28 protein-coding genes are annotated in these 26783 nt (G+C 42.0%); 21 read left to right on the top strand and 7 right to left on the bottom strand.

Annotation, left to right across the window (positions count from 1 at the left end; translation table 11 throughout):
• Positions 1–7 precede the first annotated feature (7 nt).
• The 3 genes from AC19MX_RS03100 to AC19MX_RS03090 form a co-directional block, all read right to left on the bottom strand.
• Positions 8–760: a substrate-binding periplasmic protein gene (locus tag AC19MX_RS03100; RefSeq protein WP_432399079.1), complete on the bottom strand. Its 753-nt coding sequence runs from the start codon at positions 758–760 to the stop codon at positions 8–10.
• Between the two features lie 54 nt (positions 761–814).
• On the bottom strand, positions 815–1459 hold the full coding sequence (locus AC19MX_RS03095; protein ID WP_432399078.1) for a DUF2913 family protein: 645 nt from the start codon (positions 1457–1459) through the stop codon (positions 815–817).
• Between the two features lie 131 nt (positions 1460–1590).
• The gene (locus AC19MX_RS03090) at positions 1591–2127 is read right to left on the bottom strand and encodes a DUF4136 domain-containing protein (RefSeq protein ID WP_432399212.1); all 537 of its coding nucleotides are present in this window, start codon (positions 2125–2127) and stop codon (positions 1591–1593) included.
• Positions 2128–2380: 253 nt separating this feature from the next.
• On the opposite strand from AC19MX_RS03090, the gene AC19MX_RS03085 reads away from it, so the two are divergent.
• Entirely contained in the window at positions 2381–2713 is a 333-nt protein-coding gene (locus AC19MX_RS03085; RefSeq protein WP_432399211.1) for a DUF1289 domain-containing protein, read from the top strand.
• 104 nt (positions 2714–2817) lie between these two features.
• Here AC19MX_RS03085 and AC19MX_RS03080 read toward each other — a convergent pair whose 3' ends face one another.
• The gene (locus tag AC19MX_RS03080) at positions 2818–3408 is read right to left on the bottom strand and encodes a TetR/AcrR family transcriptional regulator (RefSeq protein ID WP_432399077.1); all 591 of its coding nucleotides are present in this window, start codon (positions 3406–3408) and stop codon (positions 2818–2820) included.
• 76 nt (positions 3409–3484) lie between these two features.
• Positions 3485–4906 (bottom strand): coniferyl aldehyde dehydrogenase, encoded by a 1422-nt coding sequence (locus AC19MX_RS03075; protein ID WP_432399076.1) that lies wholly within the window; start codon positions 4904–4906, stop codon positions 3485–3487.
• Positions 4907–5277: 371 nt separating this feature from the next.
• Between AC19MX_RS03075 and AC19MX_RS03070 the strand changes: the two genes are divergently transcribed.
• A complete protein-coding gene (locus AC19MX_RS03070; RefSeq protein WP_432399074.1) occupies positions 5278–5709 on the top strand; it encodes a universal stress protein in 432 nt (143 codons plus the stop codon).
• A 166-nt stretch (positions 5710–5875) separates the two neighbouring features.
• Here the strand turns inward: AC19MX_RS03070 and AC19MX_RS03065 are convergent, their stop codons facing one another.
• Together AC19MX_RS03065 and AC19MX_RS03060 are read right to left on the bottom strand one after the other, a co-directional pair.
• Positions 5876–7504 carry a PH domain-containing protein gene (locus AC19MX_RS03065; RefSeq protein ID WP_432399073.1) on the bottom strand — a complete coding sequence of 543 codons (1629 nt, stop codon included), beginning with the start codon at positions 7502–7504 and terminating at the stop codon, positions 5876–5878.
• Complete coding sequence (locus tag AC19MX_RS03060) at positions 7497–8228, bottom strand: PH domain-containing protein (RefSeq protein WP_432399071.1); 732 nt, start codon at positions 8226–8228, stop codon at positions 7497–7499. The genes AC19MX_RS03065 and AC19MX_RS03060 overlap by 8 nt, the downstream gene beginning before the upstream one ends.
• 194 nt (positions 8229–8422) lie before the next feature.
• Between AC19MX_RS03060 and AC19MX_RS03055 the strand changes: the two genes are divergently transcribed.
• The 19 genes from AC19MX_RS03055 to dinB all read left to right on the top strand — a co-directional run bounded on the left by AC19MX_RS03055 (position 8423) and on the right by dinB (position 26705).
• Positions 8423–8752 carry a winged helix-turn-helix domain-containing protein gene (locus tag AC19MX_RS03055; protein ID WP_432399070.1) on the top strand — a complete coding sequence of 110 codons (330 nt, stop codon included), beginning with the start codon at positions 8423–8425 and terminating at the stop codon, positions 8750–8752.
• Positions 8753–8790: 38 nt separating this feature from the next.
• Entirely contained in the window at positions 8791–9759 is a 969-nt protein-coding gene (locus AC19MX_RS03050; RefSeq protein ID WP_498296464.1) for a magnesium transporter CorA family protein, read from the top strand.
• A gap of 100 nt (positions 9760–9859) precedes the next feature.
• On the top strand, positions 9860–10453 hold the full coding sequence (locus tag AC19MX_RS03045) for an alpha-ketoglutarate-dependent dioxygenase AlkB family protein (protein ID WP_432399210.1): 594 nt from the start codon (positions 9860–9862) through the stop codon (positions 10451–10453).
• 105 nt (positions 10454–10558) lie between these two features.
• The gene (locus AC19MX_RS03040) at positions 10559–11983 is read left to right on the top strand and encodes a DASH family cryptochrome (protein WP_432399068.1); all 1425 of its coding nucleotides are present in this window, start codon (positions 10559–10561) and stop codon (positions 11981–11983) included.
• A 131-nt stretch (positions 11984–12114) separates the two neighbouring features.
• A complete protein-coding gene (locus AC19MX_RS03035; RefSeq protein ID WP_432399067.1) occupies positions 12115–12414 on the top strand; it encodes a BolA family protein in 300 nt (99 codons plus the stop codon).
• A gap of 203 nt (positions 12415–12617) precedes the next feature.
• The gene (locus tag AC19MX_RS03030) at positions 12618–13718 is read left to right on the top strand and encodes a TRAP transporter substrate-binding protein (RefSeq protein WP_432399066.1); all 1101 of its coding nucleotides are present in this window, start codon (positions 12618–12620) and stop codon (positions 13716–13718) included.
• 149 nt (positions 13719–13867) lie between these two features.
• The gene (luxS, locus tag AC19MX_RS03025; protein WP_432399064.1) at positions 13868–14377 is read left to right on the top strand and encodes an S-ribosylhomocysteine lyase; all 510 of its coding nucleotides are present in this window, start codon (positions 13868–13870) and stop codon (positions 14375–14377) included.
• A 179-nt stretch (positions 14378–14556) separates the two neighbouring features.
• Positions 14557–16629: a TonB-dependent receptor domain-containing protein gene (locus tag AC19MX_RS03020; RefSeq protein WP_432399063.1), complete on the top strand. Its 2073-nt coding sequence runs from the start codon at positions 14557–14559 to the stop codon at positions 16627–16629.
• Positions 16630–17030: 401 nt separating this feature from the next.
• On the top strand, positions 17031–18365 hold the full coding sequence (locus tag AC19MX_RS03015; RefSeq protein WP_432399062.1) for a Na(+)-translocating NADH-quinone reductase subunit A: 1335 nt from the start codon (positions 17031–17033) through the stop codon (positions 18363–18365).
• Positions 18365–19564 (top strand): NADH:ubiquinone reductase (Na(+)-transporting) subunit B, encoded by a 1200-nt coding sequence (locus tag AC19MX_RS03010; protein ID WP_432399061.1) that lies wholly within the window; start codon positions 18365–18367, stop codon positions 19562–19564. The genes AC19MX_RS03015 and AC19MX_RS03010 overlap by 1 nt, the downstream gene beginning before the upstream one ends.
• Positions 19557–20342: a Na(+)-translocating NADH-quinone reductase subunit C gene (locus tag AC19MX_RS03005; protein ID WP_432399060.1), complete on the top strand. Its 786-nt coding sequence runs from the start codon at positions 19557–19559 to the stop codon at positions 20340–20342. Before AC19MX_RS03010 ends, AC19MX_RS03005 begins: the two co-directional genes overlap by 8 nt.
• Positions 20342–20974, top strand: coding sequence for an NADH:ubiquinone reductase (Na(+)-transporting) subunit D (locus AC19MX_RS03000; RefSeq protein ID WP_188954151.1), 633 nt, complete (start codon positions 20342–20344; stop codon positions 20972–20974). The genes AC19MX_RS03005 and AC19MX_RS03000 overlap by 1 nt, the downstream gene beginning before the upstream one ends.
• Before the next feature lie 5 nt (positions 20975–20979).
• The gene (nqrE, locus tag AC19MX_RS02995) at positions 20980–21588 is read left to right on the top strand and encodes an NADH:ubiquinone reductase (Na(+)-transporting) subunit E (protein ID WP_188954153.1); all 609 of its coding nucleotides are present in this window, start codon (positions 20980–20982) and stop codon (positions 21586–21588) included.
• Between the two features lie 48 nt (positions 21589–21636).
• A complete protein-coding gene (nqrF, locus tag AC19MX_RS02990) occupies positions 21637–22884 on the top strand; it encodes an NADH:ubiquinone reductase (Na(+)-transporting) subunit F (protein WP_188954155.1) in 1248 nt (415 codons plus the stop codon).
• Positions 22885–23004: 120 nt separating this feature from the next.
• Complete coding sequence (locus tag AC19MX_RS02985) at positions 23005–24018, top strand: FAD:protein FMN transferase (RefSeq protein WP_432399059.1); 1014 nt, start codon at positions 23005–23007, stop codon at positions 24016–24018.
• A 69-nt stretch (positions 24019–24087) separates the two neighbouring features.
• Positions 24088–24312 carry a (Na+)-NQR maturation NqrM gene (gene nqrM, locus AC19MX_RS02980; protein ID WP_432399058.1) on the top strand — a complete coding sequence of 75 codons (225 nt, stop codon included), beginning with the start codon at positions 24088–24090 and terminating at the stop codon, positions 24310–24312.
• Positions 24313–24535: 223 nt separating this feature from the next.
• Complete coding sequence (gene bfr, locus AC19MX_RS02975) at positions 24536–25006, top strand: bacterioferritin (protein WP_432399057.1); 471 nt, start codon at positions 24536–24538, stop codon at positions 25004–25006.
• Positions 25007–25017: 11 nt separating this feature from the next.
• A complete protein-coding gene (gene bfr, locus AC19MX_RS02970) occupies positions 25018–25485 on the top strand; it encodes a bacterioferritin (protein ID WP_432399056.1) in 468 nt (155 codons plus the stop codon).
• Positions 25486–25625: 140 nt separating this feature from the next.
• Positions 25626–26705 (top strand): DNA polymerase IV, encoded by a 1080-nt coding sequence (gene dinB, locus AC19MX_RS02965; RefSeq protein ID WP_432399055.1) that lies wholly within the window; start codon positions 25626–25628, stop codon positions 26703–26705.
• Positions 26706–26783 lie beyond the last annotated feature (78 nt).

Raw genomic sequence — 26783 nt, 5'->3', positions numbered from 1 at the left:
GCTTAGACTATTGCTCAATGTGCTCAAATACTGCTTGCTGGGTGTATTTGTTGATAATGCGCGTAATCGTACCGTTAGACTGCAACTCAATAATAGCTGCATTGATTCTCGGTAATAATGCCGCATGTTCTTTTCGAAGTCGCATCACTATATGCCCTTTTGAATGGAGCGCGGCAAGCGTGATAGGACTGTTGAGCTGTTTGGCCCAATATAATGCGGGCAAGTCACCCGATATTGCCGCTTTAACTCGGTCTTTATAAAGTGCTTTGATGAGTTCTCGTTCTGAGTTGAAATCCACCCGGGTGAACTCTGTGTCATCATGGTATAAGTAGCCACCTACTGTACCAATTTCTTGACCTTTTAGGCTGTCGTTACTTTGCCAATCTTTAGCGTTAGAGGCTAGGGTAATGATGTGCTCTTCAATGGCGATAATGGCTGACGATTGAACAAATTCCTCGCCTAAATCGTCATGAGGAAACCAACTCGGGCTAACAAAATCAAAGTCAAGCCAACCACTGTCTAACGCATAGTTGGTTCGTCTTGGTGGAAAGTTGTGTTTTTCAATTTTGATGTTGGCATGGGTGAGCAAAAGGGGCACTAACTCACCTAAAATACCAGGGCTTTCAGGTGAGTCGGGGATGTAATAAGGCACCCAATTACTGGAACCATTAACGTTATATTTGAGCGCAGTATCGGCAAACGCTAGCGTAGATAGAAAAAGGAGTACAAAGCAAGTCACCGCAATAACGCTTCTTTTCATGGTACCTCCTCACATTACACGTGTACCCACAATACGCTGCCGGGTTTGCTTTTGCTAATATTGATCAAGACACAATAAGCATAAACTTGGATGCAGATTTTTAGGCCGTAAGGTGTAGGTCTTGTGATGTTTAATCAGTGTAGTTTTCTTATTGCCTTGGCTTAATAAAATGCCTTGAGTGAGTGCTAAACGCGCCACTAGACTTTCATCACCGCGGATGTACATGGAAATAGATTTAACGATGTTGTCATCGATAATGTGCTGATTAAATTCTTTAGCAGAGATGATTAAGCTCGATTGCCCAACGCTGTCTAGCTTAAGTTTAGCGTCTATATCGGTGTCGGTAATGATCACCCACTTTTGTGCCGTTAATTCAGCGAGCAGATTTTTAAGCCCAGCTCCTGTAGCGATAGCGCTATTATTGGCTTGTTGATACTGATCGGCAATACAAGTCAGCAGTCGTTTAAGCTGGGCTCCAGCACCTTGGCTGCGTGCTTGACGGATCCATGTTGTGAGATCGTCTGCGACTAGTTTAGAAAAACGTTTAGTTTTTAATGACTCAACCATCCAATTGCATAAAAAGTGGCTTTCTTGTGCTGGCGTTCTTGGCGATTTATGCTGCGATGCAGAAGTGTTTATGGCATCGATGCCTGCCAGGGCTAAAGTCAGTAATGCTTGGTTATATGTTTCGGTGGTCATTTCAACAAATCAATAAAGTAAATTGACCACTAGTTTACCGCGGCGTTGCTAATTGCTAAATAGATTTTTTCATCGACTTGATAACTAAGCCGGCCATTGGATATTTTTCACTACACAATGGCCATGAGTTATCATTTTTGCGGTGGGAATTGCGCCAAAATTGCGATAACGGTTTGGTTAATTCCCTGGGCTTTTTCTTCGCCGCCTTGATCAAAATGATATTGGCCATTACCACGCCAAATTAAACGCTTATCTTTAGGATCGACAATATCAATTTGTATTATTTGTGTTTTTGCGGTGTCACTGCCAAGTGGAATGCCAATACTCGTGCCTAAACCAATACCACCACTAGAACCCCAAGTGCCGGAACCTAAGCCAATAGACAGGCCTGAGTTTTTTTCTTTGTCTTGAGTGACAAAAGCGTAATTGACAATAAAGTCAGCATTGTCTGCTTGATAAACATAACCTTGATTCAATAATGTTTGCTTAATATCCGCGTTAATTCTGTCTGCGGTTAATGGGTCATCCGTTTGCTCAATGGTAAGTTGACTAAAGCTATTGAGTGCAGAAAAGTCATAATTTACATCATAATCTTGCTTTGGTTTAGTTGTGCACGAGGCCACTAATAGCAACGAACTTAAGATGATGACAGGCTTGCGCCATCCTATGTAACGACTAAAAAATTGACCAGAACGCCAAAATGTTTTCATGAGACCTCCTATTAAACAGCAATAATGTACAAAATTAACTCAATTAGTATAACCTTAATATACGAAGATTGTAGCTGTGTAGATCCGTTACCTATACTTCTTGCAATGAATGTCACGATGAATGTATCGATTAATTTATCGACTATATCGTATAGTAATCGATAATCTGAAAGAGTCTTCATTTTATGTACTGGAGTTAATTTCACTGATGATGGAACAGTTAAGTTTTTTTGCGGTCCCCAGCCCTTGTATCGGCGTATGTCAGTCTGACAGTCGCGGTTATTGTGTGGGTTGTCTTCGAAGCCGTGATGAGCGTTTTAACTGGATGACGTTTAGTGAGTTACAAAAACAAGATGTGATTCGTTTGTGCTTGCAGCGAAAACGTCGCCGTCAATATGCTCTGCATAAAGCCAAGCAACAAGAAGTGCTTAATCAACAAGCTGCCCACACTGCGCAATTCGATTTTGACAATAACAACGATTCAGTAAGCGATGATGTCGATTTAGCGGGTTTTAGTTTAGATGACTTTGGTTTAGATAATTAGCTAAGCGGCTCAGCTTTATGTTATTAGTTTTATGTTATTAGCTTTTAGTTACTTAGTTTTAAATTACTCAGTCTTAAACTGTGGGCTTACTGGGCTTACTGGGCTTACTGGGCTTTCATGGCATGCCAGAATAACTTGAAGCTGGCGCTGCGATGTATTTTGTCATCTCCTAGATGTGGGTTGTCGGTAAAAAAACGAATAGCAGCTAAGTACTGACCATGACAATTTTCGAGTAATAATTCACTCGGAAAATCCGCAATAATCCCTTGTTGTTTACCTTGCTCAATCAAATCAACCACAAAACCTAAAATACTGGTCATCGCTTGCTTTCTTACTGCGGCATCAATATCGGCTGACATTGAATATTGTAAAAAGAACAATTGTTTAAGGGGTTGTGCTATGGCCCAGTCAATGGCTTTTTGCCACAGGTTATTGGCGTCTTTTTCAATGTCGCCACAAAGCGCAATATTACTCACCATATTGTTAGCAAACTCCTGTTTAATCGACAGGAAAAGTTGGTTCATTATGTCATTTTTTGCCGGAAAATGATGAAATAGTGTACCCGTAGCAACCCCTGCTGCTTTAGCAATTGATGCGGTTGATGTGGCATTAAAGCCTTTATCGACAAACAGTGACAGCGCCGAATCTAAAATGGCTTGTTTCTTTTGTGTAATGGTAACGGGTGCACTATTCATTAGGTCAATAATACCTGTCAATTAAGTGGTTTGAGCCCAACAAGTGTTGCAATACATTTACTGGGCTTGAGCATGATTAACGTAAGAAGAATTTCATCAATAGGCGTTGAATAAAGCCACCATAAGGTGGATGTACAAAAATACCAGTGTTAATTTTACCACTGTTTAATACCGTTTTTGCGTGGCTAAACGTTAAGAACCCTTCTTTACCGTGGTAGTGCCCCATACCTGATGGACCAATGCCACCAAACGGAGCATCATCTGCTGCGACATGAAACACTGTGTCATTAATACAAACACCACCAGAATGGGTTTGCTGCAAAATAGTTTGCTGAGTTTGGTTATCAAAACTCATCAGGTAAAGCGCAAGCGGTCTATCACCCCGGTTAACATAACTGATGGCTTCGGAAATATTGTGATAGCTAATAATGGGTAACAATGGCCCAAATATTTCATCTTGCATAAGCAGCATGTCGTCGGTGGTTTGAGTGATGAGCTGCGTTGCTAACTTTCGTGAACTACTTGATACAGGGTCATCGGTTGCTGACGTGACGTTGGCACCTTTGCTTTTTGCATCATCGAGCACTTTCATTAAACGTTGATATTGGCGATCGTTAATTATGTTGCCGTAATCGTCATTGTTGACAAAGTTTGGATACATTTTGCTGAATCGTGCACGGTACGCTGCTATAAACTCATCAACTTTTTCGGCTGGGCAGAGCACATAATCAGGCGCCACACAGATTTGCCCTGCATTTAAACATTTACCAAAAATGAGCCGTTCAACGGCGGTTTCCATTGGCATATCTGGGGCAATGATTGCCGGTGACTTGCCGCCTAACTCTAAGGTGACGGGGGTTAAATTATTGGCCGCAGCGCGCATAACATGACGCCCCACTACAGTAGAGCCGGTAAACAAAATATGATCAAAAGGCAGCGATGAAAATTCGGCTGCAACTTCAGCTTCGCCTTCAACAATAGCGACCTCTGACGTTTCAAAAATAGTGGCCAATAATTGTCGTAAAACCGCATTAGTGGCAGGAGTGAATTCTGACATTTTCAGCATGGCACCATTGCCAGCCGCAATGGCTGTGACCAATGGGCCCATTGATAGCATGATGGGGAAGTTCCACGGCACGATAATGCCTATTACGCCCAATGGCTGATATTGCACTGAAACCCTAGACGGTGACAATAACATACCCGCATGACGACGACTCGGTTTCATCCACGATTTGAGATGCTTTATGGTGTAATTGATATTATTAATGCAAGGTAAAATATCTGAAATGACGGTGTCGTTAGCTGAGCGGTGACCATAATCTTGATTAAGGGCATCGATTATTTTTTGTTGGTTATCAAGCAATGCGAGTTTTAATTGAGTGAGCTTATTGACGCGTGACTGATAACTGGGTGCCGGTTGCGACAAATAACGGCTTCGTTGAGTGTCGAGTAATTGCGCGAGTGAGTTTACTGTTTGATCAACTGCCATGTTCATTATTATTCTCCGGCTGAAGTAGGTTGTCGGTTAATCATGCCTGTTTCAACATGCCTGTTTCAACATGATAGTATTGCCCTTTGTGAATGGCCAATATGTTTAAAAATAAACCGACTGATTAGTCGGTCTGATATTAGGCGTGTTTTTGAACCAACGCAAGTTTTCGGTATGTTTTTTGATTTCGATCACTAAAAAATCACCCATTCATGACTACACTAATAATGAAAGGGGAGTGATTAATCTTGCAGATACAATCTACAGATTGTAATGGTATCTTCGGGTTGTATTGGTGTTTATTAGCTGTAATGGTTACTGTCATCGTTAATCGGTTACTTCACTCATAAGCTGTTCACGTACGGGAGGATAACAACATGCGTACACGTAATATTTTATGGCCTACCGATTTTTCTGATACGGCGTCACATGCGCTACGATATGCGATTGAAATGGCAAATTTGTACAATGTGGGAATTCGTATTTTGAATGTGGTTGATCAACCTCTTGGTGACGAAAATTATATGGTGCTCGCCATTACGCCCGAAGAGTTGTCTAAAACTATGGAAGATGCTGCCGCTAAGCAAATGCATGAATTATTAGCTCAGCTAAAAACCGATTTAAAGGTCGAAACGGTGATCCGTCGTGGTGATGCCGTGACCGAAATTTTGGCTGAAGCCAATAGCGATGAAATTGGCATGGTGGTTATCGCCAGTCATGGTCGCACAGGTCTTGCGCACTTTTTACATGATAATGTGGCTGAAGAAGTGGCTAACAAAGCGAAATGCCCGGTGTTAGTGGTCAAGTAACCTTTAGCTGCTTGAGCCTGGTTGATTAACAATGCTGACCAGTGACCAGTGACCAGTGACCAGTGACCAGTGATCAGGATAGGTAACTGGTAGCATTTGTAATCTCGTCTAGATTGTGTCTGTTTGTAATGGCCTAGACAACTTTGTTTGTGTGGGTCATCTGAGGCTAAATCCAGTTTTGGGTATTACGATTCACAGCATGTAACGAGCGTGAAATGATCTGCTCAGCAATGTCGGTTGGGACATAGGGAAACACGATACTGCCACTGGCAAGGCCCACTTCGACATAAGCAAGTTTTGAACGCTTTTGCCCCTGTGTTTGGGTTATTTTTACATGCTGAACTTTGTCAAACGCAATGCGTTTCCATTGCCTGCCTAACAAACCTGTATGCTGCCAAACCACCTTATCTTCAAGCACATATCCCCAATGTCGATAGCGTAAATAGATGACTCCAATGACGATGGAGGTTATCAACCATGTCGTTTCAAAGTAGCTCAAATTGCGACCATCGAACCAAGCTATAACCGACAGTAATATGGCGATAGCAAGTGGCAGCATGATCCGCCTTGTAAACCAATTAATGTGAATATGGGTGTAATGACGAGGTAAAGCGCCAGCGCCACCACTGAGATTGGGCATGGCTGTTAAAATCGATTCGACTTCGTTTGGTTTAACACTGGGGATAAGCATATGTTGCTTGGTTTTTTGCTCAACCTCCTGACCTTTGACTTGTTTAAAATACAAGGTCCAGCGTTTAAATAAACGTGCCAATACCGGCTGTTGAGCATGGATAAGTTGTACCCGTTTAATGGCCAAAGCATCTTGTTGATGTGAAATTACCCCGCCGCTGCGCTGAAGGGTATCGTCGTGCCGGTCGAGCTTGTATGGGTAATATTTCAACACAGCAGCAATAATCGATATAAGTGAAAACAATCCGTATAAAAAGAGTAAACCCATGATAAAGAACAAGCTTTGTAAGCCGATGTTTTGGTGAGTTTGGCTCTCTATCCATAACCAGAACTGCTTGGCTAATGGCGAATCAAATACCTTGTCTACATTGAGCTGGCCAAGGACTGGACCAGCAATCACCGCAAACCAAATAAAGTTATTATGGTAAAAGCCAAACAGCAATAAATCACCAAACGATTTACGAGCGATCGGTTGCGAGTCTAACGCCTCTGTATGCGCTGTTTTTGCCAGTGAGGCATCTGTTGTTTGAGCCGAGTGGTTAAGTGGATCCTCTGATTGTTTTAGCTTGAGTAATAAACGCTTAAGTGTTTGTGCTTGTTGTGTATCTAAGGCGGCAAGCTGTGCTTCATCTTTTTTGGAACCTGCGGTTTCAATAACTAAGGTGCCTAACGACAAGGGTTTAAAATAAAAAGGCTGCTCATAACGAATGTTTTGAATGCGGGTGAGTGGGATTTCATCTTTTTTAGTAAAAAATAGCCCACGCTTTACCTCGAGTTGTTCGCCATTTAAACGGAAGCGGAATTTACGCCACTCAATGGTGGCAGCAATGCTCACAAGGATGATGATTGCACTTAGCGCCAGGATAAACCATTGCGCATCAAAGCCTTGTTTCCAACCCGTATACACTAAAGGGATTACAGCAAACCCGTTACTGAGAATGCCTTTTAGGGTGCTAAAAATATAAGTAATAATCGACCAGGGTGACAAGGCCTGCCAGTCTTTGAGTTGATTGGCGAGATCATCACTGCTGTGCTGCTGAGTCGTAGCGGCCTCTATAACATCAGGTTGTTTTATCGGTTGAGGTGTTTTTGGCGACTCATCCATGAGGAGTGTCCTCAACGGATGTTTCGACTTTAGACGTGGTGAGTTGATGCTCCAAATCTTCGTTGGCTTGAGTGTCATTTTCTAATGAACTATTGCTGTCATTCTCATGCGGTTCAGTTACAGGCTGGTGGTTCGATGCCGCCTTAACTAACAGGTGCTGACGTATATGTTCAGCCAGTTCGGCATTTAATCCGGGTAAATCTATTTCTGCTACGCCACTGCCTGCGCTAAAGCATTTTAATGACACCAAGTTATATCTGCGCTCAAGCGGCCCCTGGGATAAATTAACATGTTGTAAGCGGGTATAAGGTAATGCGGTTGTCGAGATCCAAAATAGACCTTCACGTAACACTAACTCGTGCTCAAATACGCCATAGGCGATCCGCTTGGCTTTAAGATGAATCAGTTTAATGATAATTAAGGCCAGCAATGCATAACTAGGCAATATTGATAATGTCACGCTCGTTGGAATATCGGGATTCACGAGACCAAAAATGGTAATGGCGAGGGTGATGAATATCGCGATGGCAACACTGATAATGAGTAGCAATTTGGGGTAATTCGCATCGACAGCTGTTAAGGGTAACGTGGCTAAAGGAATATATTGCGCCTGCGTTAAGCTAGGGCCATGTTGATAATGGATTAATTCAACTTCGGGCTCATTCAATGTCGAGGAGATTTTTGTTGATAATTGAGGGCTTTTTTCTGTTGGTTCCATTTTCATTATTATGTTATTCCTTTGTTACCGTCCATATTATATTGCCATGTTTTAATGGCAATTAGCGACTAACAGGTTGTAAATGTTTATCTCAAGTGGTTTTTGCCTATTGATTAGGCCTCAACCGTTGATATAACTTGCAAGCAAGGCGACACATGCAGTAATTTCAGATTAAGTGGTATTATTTATAAGGCGTTATCATGATGTTTTCTGAGCTTAACGAGGTCAATAAATCGCAAAAGGCTTTTTTGCGGAAATTGTATTTAGCGCATTTACTTGATGAAGAACAGCATAACTTGTTGAGCTTGCAAAAATTAACAGGTATGCCAAGACGAACCTTACAAGATGCCATAACTGCGTTTGCTGATATTGGTATTAAGGTTGATTTTATCCAGCAAGGTCAGCGACATAATGAAGGGCATTATCGAATTTCGACTTGGGGCCCCATTAGCAGTGCGTGGGTAAATAGCCATTTTCAACAAATTAAAACGGTGATAGAAGAGGGCGAACCTCAGGAATTGGCCAGCTAGTTTACTTGGCTTTAGTGCTGTTTGAACACGAGTCAATTATGACAATTCACATTTTATTATTCGATACTCAAGGTCATTTGTTGTCGCATGGCGATGACAGCTTAATGGCGCAATACGATCCTAATCTACATCTTATTTGGATTGATATTAGCGGTCCTAATAATCACGCTTTCTTTAACGAACACCCTCAGTTTGGTATTGATAATCTTGATTTTGAAGACGCGCATCGTGAGCGTCATCCGCCACAAATAGAGGCCTACAGTGATCACGCTTATCTGCTCACTCACGAGCTGATGGAGCGCGAGAATTATTTATTACTCGATAGAAGTCATTTGCTAATGCATGTGAATAGTCAGTTTTTGATTACACAGCACCTCAAACCGTCTATTAGTGTCAGCAAAGTCACCCAACAATTGATTGACAGTAACGCGATAGTTGCGCCTGAAATGAGCTCGGTGTGTTTTGCTATTATGCGGCAAATTGTGATCGATTATTTAGCGGTGATGTTGGCGTTAGAAGAACGCCTTAATGATATTGAAGACGAGATTTTTGATGCCTCAAGCGATGATTTGCTCGCTGAATTAATGGCATACAGCAGTAAATTACAAAAGGCTAAACGCTCGTTTAGCTATCATGAAGAATTGCTACAACAACTGTTAGGCGATGATGGTCAACAACACATTGGATTTGATTACTCACAGTTGAGTTATTTATATAACCAGTTCGAGCGTTTATCGAGCCGTGCCAGTTTATACCTAGGCCTAGTCAGCGGCTTAATTAATGGCTTTATTTCTGTGAGCGCACATAAAACCAACCGGGTGATGATGACATTAACCTTAGTCACGGCTATATTTTTGCCGTTAACGGTCATCGCGGGTATTTATGGGATGAACTTTGACAATATGCCAGAGCTCAAATGGTCTTATGGCTATTTTGCAGTATTGATCTTAATGGCGCTAATTGCAGTTTCGGGTTTATGGATGGCTAAAATAAAGCGCTGGTTTTAACACAATAGCGTCAATAGGAGAAATGGTGTCAGGTTTGCAAAAGGGGTTTGATTTTGATGGGCCACATACCGAGTTAGCTCTCGATGCCGATAACGTCATTATGGGCCATCAAATTGCTCATCAAATCAATCCACCCGTCACTTGGGTTAAAGGCTTCTTATCCGCTAAACAGCAAGAGTTGTTGCTTAATGAGGTGGCTCACTATCCTTTAGAAAAAGTCGCGATTGAAGTGTATGGTAAACAACATCTTATTCCACGAACGCAAGCGTGGTTTGGCGATGTGGGCTGCGATTATCATTATTCTAAATTGCACATTAGCGCATTACCCTGGCCCCAAGTATTAAGTCGGTTACGACAAAAGCTGTTGAGCGATCATCAAATACAAAGCAATTCAGTGTTAGTAAATCGCTACGCTGATGGGCATGATTGTATGGGATGGCACAGTGATGATGAGCCAGAGATTGTGACTCGTTCTGCGATTGCATCTGTCACATTGGGTGCTTGCCGAGATTTTGTTGTGCGCCATAAAGAGACGCAAACTAAAGTAAAATATGCACTGGAGTCAGGTGATTTGTTGATTATGCATCCAGGTATGCAACAGCACTGGCAACATGCTTTGCCTAAACGACTTAAAGTAACCGAGCCAAGAATTAATTTTACTTTTAGGCATGTTATCCCTCATTACTATCGCTAAGTCAGTGTTGTCACAACACTGCTAAGCAAAAAGCTTTTATTGAACCTTACTGTGCCATGTTTACGTACTAAACAGGTATGAGAACACCTTGCAGTGGTGCAATAAATGATAAAAGTAAATGTTAAGACTTCTTCTACCGGTGGCATCACAACGCCACATCAGAATGTTAATGCGCTCTATTGGCTTGGCGATGATTTACGCATAGCCGATAACGCTATATTTGCCGATATAGCCAAGAATGCACAGCAACTTATGATGGTGTATTGTATTGATCCGCAGTGGTTTCGTAGTGTTCAATATCAAGCCGACTATGTAGGAAAGCACCGATTGCGCTTTTTACTTGAGTCACTGCAGGATTTAGATGACTCCCTCAATCAATATGGCCAACAACTTCACATCGTTTATGCTCGGGCGCAAGATTGCTTGCCTCACATTATTGATATACATGGTATTACGCGAGTTTATCGAAGCCATCACAGCGGTACGGATGAGCAAGCGGCATGGCAGGTTATTCAGCAGAAATGCAGCGATAGTGCAGGCATTGAATTTTCAACCGTAACGACTCAAACCTTATTTAATTTAGCGCAATTGCCTTTTGATTTAAATGCGCTCCCAGCGACATTCAGTCAATTTCGTAAACAGCTTGAGGGTATTGATATTACTGCGGCCAGTGATGCGGTTTCTTGGCTGCCACCAATGATCCCGTTGCAATCACAAGATAGGCTGTTGCAGGATTGGTTACGGTACCCCAAATGGCTCCCTCAAACTCACATGATGAGTAATGTATTTTGTGGCGGCGAGGCTCAAGGTGCGTTGCAATTAGACAGTTATTTTGCCTCTAATTTGGCCCACAGTTATAAAGTTGTGCGTAACGAACTCGATGGGTGGGAACACTCAACAAAGTTTTCGCCATGGTTAGCCAATGGTTGTTTATCGGCACGCCAAGTCGTATCGGCATTGCGACAATTTGAATCAGAGCATGGTGCCAACGACTCAAGCCAATGGATAGAATATGAGTTATTGTGGCGAGAGTATTTTCATTGGTATAGCCATAAATTTAATCGCACAATATTTCGTTTTTCTGGGATTAGCGGCAAAAAGCCGTTAACCAGTTTTTATGCACAACGATTGCAAGCCTGGAAAACCGCAACCACGCCATTTGCTCTGGTTAATGCATTAATGAAACAATTAAATAACACCGGTTACATGTCTAACCGTGGTAGGCAAATTGTCGCCAGCTGTTTGATCCATGAGTTGCAATGTGATTGGCGCTATGGTGCAGCATATTTTCAGCAACAACTGATCGACTATGACGTGGCAGTCAATTGGGGGAATTGGCAATATTTGGCCGGTGTGGGTGCCGATCCTCGAGGTTCCAGACGGTTTAATCTTGCCAAACAACAGCAAACTTACGACCCTCTTGGCCACTTTATTGCCGCATGGCTAGGCAGCGAAGCCTTACAACAAGGTGAGGGCAGCAATAACCCGAGTATTGATACTGTGGATATGGCTGACTGGCCAACGGCGTGAGGATGTGTGAGCCAAATAAGAGTTGAGTAAAAGTTGTGCTCCAACAGTGAGTTTTACGCTGCTTGTTTGACCTTTAATGTGCAAACCAGTACCCTGCGATTTCATTGATATGAATTAACAAGAGTATCACTATGTCTGTCGAACAAATCATTACAGATAAATTGAGTCAAGCCTTTGCGCCCGTGCATCTTGAGGTGGTTAACGAAAGTAATCGTCATCACGTGCCGCCCAACTCAGAAACCCATTTTAAAGTGGTTGTTGTAAGTGACCAGTTTAACGAACAACGTTTACTTGCCCGCCATCGTTTAGTTAACCAAGCCTTAGCGGATGAGTTAGCCAATGGTGTGCATGCATTATCGATAAATGTATATACCGAAACAGAATGGCAGGCATTAGATGAAGTGCCTAAAACGCCTAACTGCAAAGGTTAAGCCGCCTTTACTGTCATTTTTGCTGTGAGTGGTTGAGCATTAGCACGACAATATTTAGCGGGCAAAAGCATAAACTTATTCAATACGTTAAACGAAAAAACCTCGCCTCTGTGTGAGGTTTTTTATTGCATGACAATCATTGTCACTTGTTATGGTTATGTTAGAGTAAACCTTAATTATGTTTGAAAATTAAGGATATCTTCATGGGTAAGGTGAAACAGACCTGCTGGTTAATTGGGCTCACTTTACTGTTAGGTTGCCAACCTGAGGTGCAAACGCCTCAGGCAGAAGTGCAATCACCTGCAGTACCTTATCAAGCAATTAAATGGCGTTTAGCGACATCTTGGCCTAAAAACCTTGCTGGATTAGGCATGGCTCCCGAGCGTTTTGCACAATTAGTCGAGCAAATGTCTAATGGTCGGTTATCAATCGATGTTTATGGCGCTGGTGAGCTCATGCCGGCCTTGTCTGTCTTTGATGGTGTCAGTCAAGGCACGGTTCAAATGGCACACAGTGCTGCTTATTATTGGAAGGGCAAAGCACCTGCCGCACAGTTTTTTTCGTCGATCCCTTTTGGATTAAATGCACAACAAATGAATGCATGGTTGCACTACGGTGGTGGTATGGCACTGTGGGAAGAAGTGTATCAACCGTTTGGGGTTTTACCGTTAGCGGGTGGCAATACCGGAATGCAAATGGGCGGCTGGTTTAATCGGATTATTCATTCCCCAGAAGACATTAAAGGGCTTAAAATGCGTTTGCCCGGCATTGGTGGTGAGGTCTTAAAAAAGCTTGGTGGTATTCCTGTTGACGAACTTGCTGGCCGCGAGCTTTATGGCGCATTACAAACTGGCGCAATCGATGCGGCTGAATGGGTAGGGCCATATAATGATTTACCTTTAGGGTTAAATCAGGTCGCTAAATATTATTATTACCCTGGTTGGCATGAGCCTGGTTCAACCATGGAGTTTTTAATTAATAAACAAGCTTTTGCTGCATTGGCACCCGATTTACAAGCCATCGTAAAAGTGGCTGCGCGCGCAGTGAATCAAGATATGTTAGACGATTATACTCAAGGTCATATTGCCGCAATGAATGCATTGATTGATGAGCACAGTGTTGAGATTAAACCGTTTCCTTCTTCTGTGTTATTAGCATTAAAACAAGCCCGAGATGATGTGTTAGCGCAAGAAGCCACAAAAGATCCTCTGTTTGCTAAAGTCTTACAGGCTTATTTAGCCAATGAAACTGCGGTTAAACGTTATTTTCGTTATACCGAAGACGCACTGAATTATCATGAATAAAATGATATCAATACCCGCTGTGACAAAAATTGATTAGTGATACTATTTCGACATTAGATCGTATAGTGTTTAGAGATCGTACAGTGTTTAGATCATGTTGTGTCTAGATCATACAGTATCAAAATTATTTTATATTCTGGGAGAGAGCAATGCCTTTATTAGACAGTTTTACCGTAGATCATACTCGTATGAATGCTCCAGCGGTTCGTGTTGCAAAACACATGAGCACCCCAAGCGGTGATGCGATTACCGTTTTTGATTTGCGTTTTTGCGCGCCGAATAAAGACATATTAAGTGAACGTGGTATCCATACCCTTGAGCATTTATTTGCCGGTTTTATGCGCGATCATTTAAACGGTGCTGGTGTAGAAATTATCGATATCTCACCAATGGGTTGTCGCACAGGCTTTTACATGAGTCTAATTGGTCAACCTTCTGAGCGCATGGTGGCCGATGCATGGTTAGCTGCGATGAGTGATGTCACCAACGTGGTTGAGCAAAAAGACATTCCAGAGCTTAACGAATACCAATGTGGTACTTATGAAATGCACTCTTTAACAGAAGCGCAAGATATTGCTCGCATGATTATTGCAGCTGGTGTGAGCGTCAATCGAAATGATGACTTAAAACTGAGTGATGAGATTTTAGGTAACCTCTAAACTTATCTCTACACATATGAAAAGCGGCTTAGGCCGCTTTTTTTGTCAATAAACCCCGATAATATTGATGAAACGTTATCAGTATGCTGTTTTTATGTCACTGAAACCGTTATTGTATCGAGCATAATAATACATACAATTTCAACTTAGCTCGACCAGACACATATACGGAGATAATCATGTCTAACCACCCATTTTGCCTGTCGGTAATTGCCGCCGCGGTGTTATTTGCCTGCCATTCAACTCAGGCGTTTGCCGAGACGGTCACAGAATCAATTGATAAGGCAAATAACCAGATTGATTTACAACAATCGACACAGAAGGCTTTTCATTATCGCCAAAGTGATATTGCGTTAGGATTAACCGGGGTAACGGTATTGCCGACATCACCAAACGCCAATGTTGAGTTAATGCACCGTGGTGTATCAGATGGTGTGGCTGTATTACAAGACGGTATCTTCTTTTCGCCTGCACCTTATTCCGGTCAAAACCTAGTATTACAGCCTAATTTGCAACAACAGCAAAGTGTGACGTTATCGAGCATGACCAGTGTGGTAGACGGCTCTGAAGCCGCATTTGGTAAGCTAGAATATCAATCGGTGGCGATTAATGAGAAAAAATACGCTGGCGAATTTAATGTTGAAATGAATGATGATGCCGACTACAGCGGTGGTGTGATTATTAGTGGTACGACTAAAGAATTTGGCATGTTGTTGGCTGTAGATTATCAATCAGCATCAGATGATGTGGGTTATGAGCTAGCTCGCGATGCCGATGCAACCCAAAAAGATATCATGTTCAAAATCGGTGCTGACAGTTTACCGGGTGCACGTAATAAGCAATCAACAGAGTTCAGTTACCAGTATTCTAGCCAAGATGCTGAGCAAGGCACTTTAGGTTTAACAAATAATGATTTTTCTGTTGCCCCAAATCAGCGCTATGCCGCAGCGAATATCGATTTTACCGACGGCGAACGTCAGCGTTATGTGTTAGCCCATAAGCTGCTTCTGTCGGAGACATCCACGGTCGACACCGATTTTTATTACCAAACCTATTCACAAAAAACAGCAAATATGTTGTTTGTTGATGGCGAAATGATTAACACCGTATTGCTTGGTGAGATTGCAGCATTTGAAATCGCGCCAACAGCGGATGGCATGAACTTAGGTGCGTTAGCCCAAGATAACGATTTTGCCGGTTTTGGCGTACAAACCAAAGGCGTTAGCATGCAAGGTCAACATCAAGTGACTTATAGTGCTCGTTACCATACCGATAAAGCTGAAATGGAGCTTGGGCAACAAGATTGGCTTTGGAATAACGATCTATCATTGAGCTCTGCAACAGATAAAGATGCGTTGGTGGTCTATAAAGATGATGCGTCAGCATTCTCGTCTGCGGTTGATGCTCAATTAAATTATGGTCAGTGGTCGATTAACCTAGGATTAGGTTATGAGCATGTGAGTGTGTCTCGAGATGTTAACGATGACTATGACCTTGCGGAAGCTGATTTTTCAGACGATGGTTGGACTCCTTCAATTGAGGTTGCTTATACTCAAGGCGCCTGGTCTGCCGCACTACAAGCCAAACAGGCCTGGACCGCTGCATCAGCCGGCAATATCGAACAAACTGCTCAAGAAGCATTGCAATATCAATTGGCTGTGGCGTATAAGCAAGATGCTTTGGCATTGGCAATGACGGCATATATGCATGATTATGATAACCAACATATTGGTTGTATGTTTGGCATGATTTGCAATTACGAGCAAATTGCATTGCAAGAAAACATCGAAGATGTGACGGTGACAGGCATCGACTTATCGGCTGAGTATAGCCTAGCGTTTGACAGTTTTTCGATTCCATTTAAAGCAAAATATCAGTACACCCAAGCCGAAACAGATATTGGATATTGTTCAAATACTAATGGCTGCTTTGACGGCGACAGCCAATTACCCTGGGTACCTAAGCAGCAGTTTAGCTTCAGCTCTGGTGTGGTAATGGGTGATGTGTCTGTGATTGCACAGGCGCTGTTCCAATCAGAATTAGAATATGAAGGCAACCTTGTCGCTATTGAGCCAATCGACAGCCAATGGAAAGTTGATTTAACGGCGAGCTATCGCGTGACTAAACAACATGAAGTGTATTTAAGAGTTGAAAACGTATTGGATGAAGAGCTTGTTGCAAAACGCACCCTAGCGGGTTTACAGGCTCAATCAGAAATGAGCGCTTATTTGGGTTACCAGGCGCGTTTTTAGTTATCAATTAGTCTTAGTCTATTATTAATGGCAGCAGCCTGAGCACATCTTGCTTGAGCTGCTGTTTTTTTATGCGCGAACAAATTAGATAAAATTATTTCTATAATTATTAATGCTATAGTATGTCAAATCGTAATACAGTCGTTGCTGTTTTGTACGGTGTTGTTATTCAGTTGGATTAAGTTAAATTCTGTCGTTAGACAAAGGTATTGGTTTGAAAACACCTATTATTTTCGTGGCGATAGTCTCATATTTACGGTAAAATGCGCGCGACCAGCGTGATTGCGATCGCATTTCCGTGTTAAATCTGCGCTAGCTCAAATGGCAAGTATTTGTTAATACTTTGTTTTTGTAGCGGAACGTGGCGCATTGTCTTTCCTTCAAACGTAGTGCTTGTGGATATGATTACAATTAAGAAAGGATTGGAACTGCCTATAGCAGGCGGACCAGAGCAAGTTATCCATAATGGCCCAGCCATTAGACATGTAGCTACTTTGGGTGAAGAGTATATTGGCTTACGTCCAACGATGAAAATCAAAGTGGGCGATAAAGTACAAAAAGGCCAGGTTCTTTTTGAAGATAAAAAGAATTTAGGCGTTAAATATACGGCTTTAGCCAGTGGTACTATATTAGAAATCAACCGAGGTGCAAGACGTGTACTTCAATCTGTTGTTATTGCTGTAGAAGGTGACGATTGCGTTGCTTTTGCTCAATATGAAGCAGAGAAATTAGACACGTTAGACGTACAAGCCGTTCGTGACAATCTGATTGAATCAGGTTTGTGGACTGCTTTGCGTACACGCCCTTTCAGTAAAGTGCCAGCCGTAGATGCTACTACAGCAGGTATTTTCGTTACTGCAATTGATACTCAACCTCTTGCTGCCGATCCTGTGGTAGTCATCGCTCAACATAAAGACGATTTTGCTAACGGCCTTAAGGTATTAGCACGATTAACTGAAGGTAAAGTTTACCTATGTAAAGCGCCAGGTGCTGATATCCCTGCAGCCAATGCCCAAGTTGAAGAATTTGCCGGAAAACATCCAGCAGGTTTAGTGGGTACACACATTCATCATGTTCTTTCTGCTTCTGCTACTCGTAGTGTATGGCATGTAGGTTATCAAGATGTGATTGCGATTGGCCAACTGTTCACTCAAGGTGTGTTAAACACTGAGCGTGTAGTGGCTATTGGTGGTCCTAAAGCAAAACAACCTCGCTTAGTCCGTACTGTATTGGGTGCAAGCATGACTGAACTTACTGCTGATGAAACAGTAGGTGAAAGTGTTCGTATCGTATCAGGTTCGGTATTAAATGGCCGTACGGCAGTAGGACCTCATGCTTATTTAGGTCGCTACCATCAGCAGGTAAGTGTACTAGAAGAAGGCAATGAGAAAGAATTGTTTGGTTGGGCAATGCCTGGTTCAGATAAATTCTCTATTACACGTGCATTCTTAGGTCACTTAAGCCCATCTCGTCTGTTTAACATGACGACCAGTACGGGCGGCTCAGACCGTGCAATGGTGCCAATTGGTAACTATGAACGTGTGATGCCTTTAGATATTTTAGCTACCATGCTACTTCGTGACCTTGTCTCTGGGGACTTTGATGGCGCAGCTCGTTTAGGCGCATTAGAGTTAGACGAAGAAGATTTGGCATTGTGCACGTTCGTATGTCCAGGTAAATATGACTACGCTTCATATTTACGTGACTGTCTAGATACGATCGAGAGGGAAGGCTAATGAGCTTGAAAGATTTTATCGAGCGTATTGAACCGCAATTTGAAAAAGGCGGTAAATACGAAAAGTGGTATGCGCTTTATGAAGCCGCAGCTACTGTTTTCTATACTCCAGGTAAAGTGAACCATGGTAAAACCCATGTTCGCGATAACCTTGACCTAAAGCGTATGATGATTACGGTTTGGGCGTGTACATTCCCAGCAATGTTTTTTGGTATGTACAACGTAGGTTTACAAGCTCAAATCGCTATGGCTGCCGGTTTCGGTACCCCTGACGTTTGGCAAGTTGGTTTATTTGAACTATTTGGTGCGCAGCTTGCTGCGGACTCTGGCATAGCATCATTAATGTTTTATGGTGCCTGTTTCTTCCTACCGATATACGCCGTCACGTTTATTGTCGGCGGTTTTTGGGAAGTACTCTTTGCCTCGGTGCGTGGTCATGAAGTTAACGAAGGTTTCTTCGTAACATCTGTACTCTTTGCCTTAACCTTGCCGGCAACTATTCCGTTATGGATGGTCGCATTAGGTATCACCTTTGGTGTGGTTGTCGCAAAAGAAATCTTCGGCGGTACAGGTCGTAACTTCTTAAACCCTGCGTTAGCGGGCCGTGCATTCTTGTTCTTTGCTTACCCATTAAGCATGTCTGGCGACACCTCTTGGGTGGTTGCAGACGGTTATTCTGGTGCAACAGCATTGAGCCAAGCAGCACAAGGTGCTTTTGACTATACCTCTAATGCAAACTGGATAGATGCCTTTATGGGCTTTATTCCTGGTTCTGTTGGTGAAGTGTCGACGTTTGCTATTTTGCTAGGTGGCCTTGTTATTATCTATACCCGTATTGCGTCATGGCGCATCGTGGGTGGTGTAATGCTCGGTATGGTTGCGATTGCAACATTGTTAAACGTTGTTGGTAGTGATACTAACCCAATGTTTGCAATGCCTTGGCACTGGCATTTAGTGTTAGGTGGTTTTGCTTTCGGTATGATGTTTATGGCGACAGACCCCGTTTCTGCGTCGTTCACTAATACTGCTAAATGGGCATACGGTTTCTTAATCGGTGCAATGGTAGTGTTTATCCGTGTGATAAACCCTGCATTCCCTGAAGGTATGATGTTAGCTATTTTATTCGCTAACTTATTTGCACCTTTATTTGACCATTTTGTAGTTCAGGCAAATATCAAGCGGAGGATTGCTCGTGGCTAGTAATAAAGATTCGTTCGGTAGAACGCTATTTGTTGTTGTCGGCTTATGTCTTATCTGTTCTGTGCTTGTATCGACTGCGGCGGTTGTTTTAAAACCAACTCAGCAAGAAAATAAGCTACTTGATAAGCAAAAGTATATTCTCGAAGCAGCAAGCCTTATTGACACCAAAGAAGGTGACGTTACTAAACAAGACATTCTGAGCAAATATAACCAGTATGTTGAAGCACGTTTAGTTGACCTAAAAACAGGTGAGTTTGTAGAAGGTGATGCTAACGCTTACGATCAACGTAAAGCGTCGCGTGACATGACAACCTCAACAATTCCTGAAAACGACATTGCTTCAATCAAGCGTGTTGCTGACAAAGCTGTTGTGTACTTAGTACGTGACGACGCAGGTAAATTGACCAGTGTTATTTTACCTGTTCACGGTTACGGCTTATGGTCGACCATGTATGCATTTTTAGCATTAGAAGCTGACTTAAACACGATTCAAGGCTTAGTTTATTATGACCAAGCTGAAACTCCGGGTTTAGGTGGTGAAGTTGAAAATCCTAAATGGAAAGCATTGTGGAAAGGTAAAAAGTTATTTGATGAACAAGGCGACTTGGCTATCAATGTAACGAAGAACCCTGCAGTGGCGAGCACTGTTTACGGTGTGGATGCATTATCTGGTGCAACATTAACCAGTAACGGCGTACAACATTCATTGCAATTTTGGTTAGGTAAAGAAGGCTTTGCAAGCTTTATCGCTAAAGCACGCAACGGAGGGGTAAGCTAATGGCTGACGTTAAAGAACTTAAACAGGTTCTAACTGGACCGATTATCAATAACAACCCAATTGCATTGCAAATTTTGGGTGTATGTAGTGCGCTTGCTGTTACTACTAAGCTGGAAACAGCGTTGGTAATGACCATTGCACTAACTGCGGTAACAGCGTTTTCTAACCTGTTTATCTCACTTATTCGTAATCATATTCCAAGCAGTGTACGTATTATTGTGCAGATGACGATTATTGCCTCTTTGGTAATCGTCGTTGACCAAGTGCTACAAGCTTATGCTTATTCGATTTCTAAACAGTTATCGGTATTCGTTGGTTTGATCATTACTAACTGTATTGTAATGGGTCGTGCTGAAGCTTATGCAATGAAAACGCCTCCTTTGATGAGTTTTATGGATGGTATCGGTAACGGTTTAGGTTACGGTGCAATCTTGTTGTCGGTAGGCTTTATTCGTGAATTATTTGGTAATGGTTCATTATTCGGCGTAGAAATCCTCAGTAAAATCTCTGACGGTGGTTGGTATCAGCCTAACGGCTTATTACTGTTACCACCAAGTGCGTTCTTCTTGATTGGTGGTCTGATCTGGTTGCTCCGTACGTATAAGCCAGAGCAAGTAGAAGCAAAAGGATAAACGCAATGGAACATTATATTAGTTTATTAATTCGCTCCGTTTTCATTGAAAACATGGCGCTAGCGTTCTTCCTAGGTATGTGTACTTTTTTAGCAGTGTCTAAAAAAGTGACAACTGCGATGGGCCTAGGTGTTGCAGTTATCGTGGTATTGGCTATCTCGGTTCCTGCTAACCAAATTATTTATCAAGGTTTACTTGCTCCTGGCGCGTTAGCTTGGGCCGGTATTCCAGATGCTGATTTGAGCTTCTTGAAGTTCATCACCTTTATCGGTGTGATCGCAGCACTTGTGCAAATTTTGGAAATGGCGTTAGACAAATATTTCCCTCCTTTGTACAACGCGTTAGGTATTTTCTTACCTTTGATTACCGTGAACTGTGCGATTTTTGGTGCAGTGTCTTTCATGGTAGAACGTGATTACAACCTAGGCGAGAGCGTGGTATTTGGTATCGGCTCTGGTATTGGTTGGGCATTAGCAATTGTATTGCTAGCCGGTATTCGCGAAAAGATGAAATATTCTGACGTGCCAAATGGCTTACGTGGCTTAGGTATTACCTTCGTTACTGCTGGTCTTATGGCTCTAGGTTTCATGTCATTCTCTGGTGTTTCTCTTTAAGAAGAACATTGAGACGACGCATTAATTTGAACCTTTAAGGATAAGTGAATGGGTATTCTTGAATCTACTCCAATAGATGTATATCTAGGTGTGAGTATGTTTACTGTGATTGTATTAGTATTGGTATTAGTGATTTTATTCGCTAAATCAAAATTAGTAGCAAGCGGTGATATCATCATTGGTATCAACGGCGACACAGATAAAGCAATTAAAACAGGTGCAGGCGGCAAGTTACTTGGCGTATTAGCAGACAATGGTATTTTCGTATCAAGTGCGTGTGGCGGCGGTGGCTCATGTGGTCAGTGTCGTGTACACATTAAATCAGGTGGTGGCGATATTCTACCAACTGAGCTTGATCACATTAGTAAAGGTGAAGCACGTCAAGGGTGTCGTTTATCTTGTCAGGTTAACGTTAAATCTGATATGGAAATCGAACTTGACGAAGAGATCTTCGGCATCAAAAAATGGGAATGTGAAGTTATCTCTAATGATAACAAAGCGACGTTCATTAAAGAACTTAAGCTACAAATCCCTGATGGCGAATCTGTGCCTTTCCGCGCCGGTGGTTATATTCAGATTGAAGCACCCGCTCACCATGTTAAGTATGCTGAGTTTGAAGTACCTGAAAAATACCGTGGCGACTGGGAACACTTTGGCTTCTTTAAGTTAGAGTCTAAAGTTGACGAAGAAACTATTCGTGCATACTCAATGGCTAACTACCCAGAAGAGTTTGGGATTATTATGTTGAACGTGCGTATCGCTACGCCACCGCCACGTAACTTAACCCTACCTTGTGGTAAAATGTCTTCGTACATTTGGAGCTTAACAGCTGGCGATAAAGTGACAATTTCTGGTCCATTTGGTGAGTTCTTCGCTAAAGATACCGATGCAGAGATGATCTTTATTGGTGGTGGTGCTGGTATGGCGCCAATGCGTTCACACATTTTTGACCAATTAAAGCGTCTTAAATCAAAACGTAAAATGAGCTTCTGGTACGGTGCCCGTTCTAAACGTGAGATGTTCTACGTAGAAGACTTTGACGGCTTAGCGGCTGAAAATGATAACTTTAAGTGGCATGTAGCATTATCTGATCCGCAAGCGGAAGATAACTGGACCGGTTACACAGGCTTTATCCATAACGTATTGTACGAAAACTACTTACGTGACCACGATGCACCAGAAGATTGTGAGTTCTACATGTGTGGACCTCCAATGATGAACGCAGCCGTGATTGGGATGCTAAAAGACTTAGGCGTTGAAGACGAAAACATCTTGCTCGATGATTTCGGTGGCTAATGAGGTAACTCATTACATTGACAAGTAAGTCATGAAAATTGCAGCAATGCAGACAGGGTGGTCAAACACAGGTCTGCAGGCTGCAATTTTTTTTATTCATTTAACCAGCGTAAATTTGAAATGACCGTGAATGCTATCAAGTTATTATTAACCGCTTTATTGCTTTTTTGCGTGAGTGCTTGCAGTACACCAGAGCCTGTTATTGCCTTATCGGGTAGCACGATGGGGACGACTTACCATATTAAAGTTGTGCCAAACGATAAGCTGCCAGAAGCGCAACTGTTGCAAGCCGAAATCGACATGGCGTTAGAGGTGGTTAACGACCAGATGTCGACTTATCGCAATGATTCCGAATTGTCGAAGTTTAATCAATTGCAAGTGCAGCAGAGTGTTAAAGTGTCAGCTGATACGCTTAAAGTGATTAATGAAGGCATACGTTTATACCAAGAAACCGGCGGTGCGTTAGACATCACTTTAGGACCTGTGGTTAATTTGTGGGGATTTGGACCTGATAAGCGACCCACTTCAGTACCAACCCAAACACAGATAGATGCAGCTAAAGCTAAAATGGGCATTAATGCGCTTGCTGTCAATGGCACCACATTAACCAAACACAATACCGGTTTATATGTCGATTTATCGTCTATTGCCAAAGGTTTTGGCGTTGATAAAATTGCCTCGATTTTAGATAAGTATGAAGCCAGTGGTTATTTAGTTGAAATTGGTGGCGAATTAAATGTTAAAGGTACCAAAGCAGATGGCATAGCATGGCGTATTGCGGTTGAACAACCGACCGACGAAGGCCTGGCCGTACAGCAAGTGATTGAACCTGGGACTATGTCGTTAGCAACTTCAGGTGATTATCGTAACTTTTATGAAGAAGACGGCGAGCGTTTTTCACATTTGATTGATCCTCGTAACGGATATCCTATTAAGCATAAACTTGCCTCTGCAACCGTGCTACACTCTAGTTGTATGACCGCAGATGGATATGCCACCGCCATGATGGTGTTAGGTACCGAAGCTTCATTGGCACTTGCTAAAGAGAAAAATTTAGCAATAATGCTGATTGAAAAGCAGGATCAAGGTTTTAAGGTCTATTACAGTGATGCGTTTAAAGCATATGTAAAGTAACCTTAAATAGGGTTATATTGCTGACGATTAGGTCAGAATTAAGCTAGATTGAGTTAATTGGAGTTCGTAATGAGCACATTTATTGCTGCGTTTGTGGTGTTACTTTTGTTTTTCTTATTAATGTCTGTTGGCTATATCGTGAAGAAAAAAGCGGTAGAAGGCAGTTGCGGTGGATTAGGTGTGTTAGGTATTGAGAAAGCCTGTGACTGTGATAACCCTTGTGATGCGCGTAAACTTCGTATGCAAAAAGAACAAGACCGTAAAGATATGCTCAACCAAAATAGAATTATTTAAATTGTATCGCTTCTGATTTTAGAGCTTACAATGTAAAGAGCCTTCATTATGAAGGCTTTTTTTATGGGTTGCTTACCACAGTGGTGTTACAAAACTTAGTTATAATGATAATGGTTATCAATTGTAAGTTGGTGAAAATAAAGGAAAATTTGCCTTTTTATCTACATTGTTCTATCCTGTATGAAATTGATCGAGATCACACTATTTATCAAGGGACATTGCTATGAAAGGTCATCCTAAAGTCATCAGTCAACTCAATCGTGTACTTACTTGCGAACTGACAGCCATTAACCAGTACTTTTTACATGCGCGCATGTTTAAGCACTGGGGTTTAGAAAAGCTGAATGAGAAAGAGTACAAAAAATCGATTGAAGACATGAAGCATGCTGACAAGTTGATTGAGCGAGTCTTGTTTCTTGAAGGATTACCTAATTTACAGCAGTTAGATAAATTGCGCATTGGTGAGCATGCCCAAGAGATGCTTAGCTGTGATTTAGCGGCAGTGACTGAGCAAATTGCTATCTTACGTGAAGCGATTAGTGTATGTGAAACTCAGCAAGATTACGTTAGCCGTGATCTATTTGAAGATTTATTAGAAGACGAAGAAGAACACCTAGATTGGATTGAGTCTCAGCAAGAACTGATTAGCCAAACGGGTATCCAAAACTATCTTCAATCACAAATTAACGACTAATAGGAATTATCATGAAAGGCAATCCTGAAGTAATCGACGCCCTAAATTTATTGTTAACTGGCGAGTTATCTGCAATGGACCAGTATTTTGTTCATGCTCATATGTATGAAGATTGGGGATTTAATGAATTATATACCCGTATCTTACATGAGTCAGACGACGAAAAGTTGCATGCGGCAAAGTTAGTTCAACGTATTCTATTTTTAGAAGGCACGCCCGATGTCGGCAGCCGTGAAGCGTTGAATATTGGCAAAGATGTACAAGAAATGTTTAAAAATGACTTAGCTTATGAGTATCACGTAGCCGATAACTTACGTAAGGTTATTGCCTTGTGTGAAGCAAAGAAAGATTATCAGACCCGTGAAATTTTAGAAGTGTTACTCGATGATACTGAATCTGATCATATGTATTGGTTAGAAAAGCAATTGGGTCTTATTGAGCGCATTGGTTTACAGAACTATTTACAAACTAAAATGTAATCATTATTAGATAACACGCTATGTTAAAGAAGCCCAACTCAGTTTGGGCTTTTTTGTCTCCGTGATTGAGATAATGATAGTGTACTGTTTTTATATACAGTGATATTATTGGCGTTAAGTTAATCACTGATGGTCACAGAATGCGTAAAATCATTCATATCGATATGGATTGTTATTTTGCTGCGGTCGAAATGCGCGACTTTCCTGAGTTACGAGGAAAAGCCATTGCTGTCGGTGGCAGAAGTGATCGCCGTGGTGTGATAAGTACCTGCAGTTATGAAGCGCGTAAATTTGGTGTCCGAAGTGCAATGTCGAGTTATCACGCATTGCAATTGTGCCCACAGTTAATTTTAGTGCCGGGACGAATGGATGTATATAAGTCAGTTTCGTTGCAGATCCGTGAGATTTTCCATCGTTATACTGATTTAGTTGAACCATTGTCGTTAGACGAGGCCTACCTCGATGTCACTGATTGCACCGAACATAAAGGCAGTGCGACTTTAATTGCTAACGCCATACGCGATGAGATATTTGCCATCACAGGATTAACCGCTTCAGCGGGGGTTGCACCGATTAAGTTTCTAGCCAAAATTGCCTCAGATTTAAACAAACCGAATGGTCAATATGTGATAACCCCAAATCAAATCTGCGACTTTGTTAAAGACTTACCTTTGAGTAAAATTCCAGGGGTTGGTAAGGTCACTTCACAAAAGCTTGCTGATATTGGCTTAGTCACTTGCTTTGATGTGCAGCAATACCCCAAAGTGAAACTGATTGAAGCCTTTGGTAAGTTTGGCCATGTGCTTATTGAGCGTGCTCAAGGCATTGATACGCGGCAAATTAGTCCACACAGAGTGCGTAAGTCTGTTGGTGTTGAAACCACCTTAGCCAAAGACATATTTACCCTAGAGCAATGCCACCAAGTCTTGCCGCAACTGATTCAAGAATTAAGTGCGCGGGTACATCGCAGTGCGAAAGACCGACTGATCAATAAACAAGTGGTTAAATTAAAATTTAATGATTTTAAGCAGACTACGATTGAGCATCGTAGCGATGCTATTTCAGTCAATATGTTTCACGAATTATTAAAGCAGGCTCTGCAACGCAGCCAAGGCCGTGGCATACGCTTAATCGGTGTGAGTGTAGGTTTAGCCGATATCGTCCAAGGCCAATCAGATGGTTTAGCAGATAAATTGACCCAACTCGATTTACAATTTTAACCTGCCTTTTTACCGTTACGCACAAAAAAGACGACTTAAAGTCGCCTTTGATTTTTTGATGAATTAGTTCGTTAACGT

This window comes from Shewanella sp. MF05956, from assembly GCF_059758055.1.
This window is presented reverse-complemented; position numbering and strand designations above follow the sequence as displayed.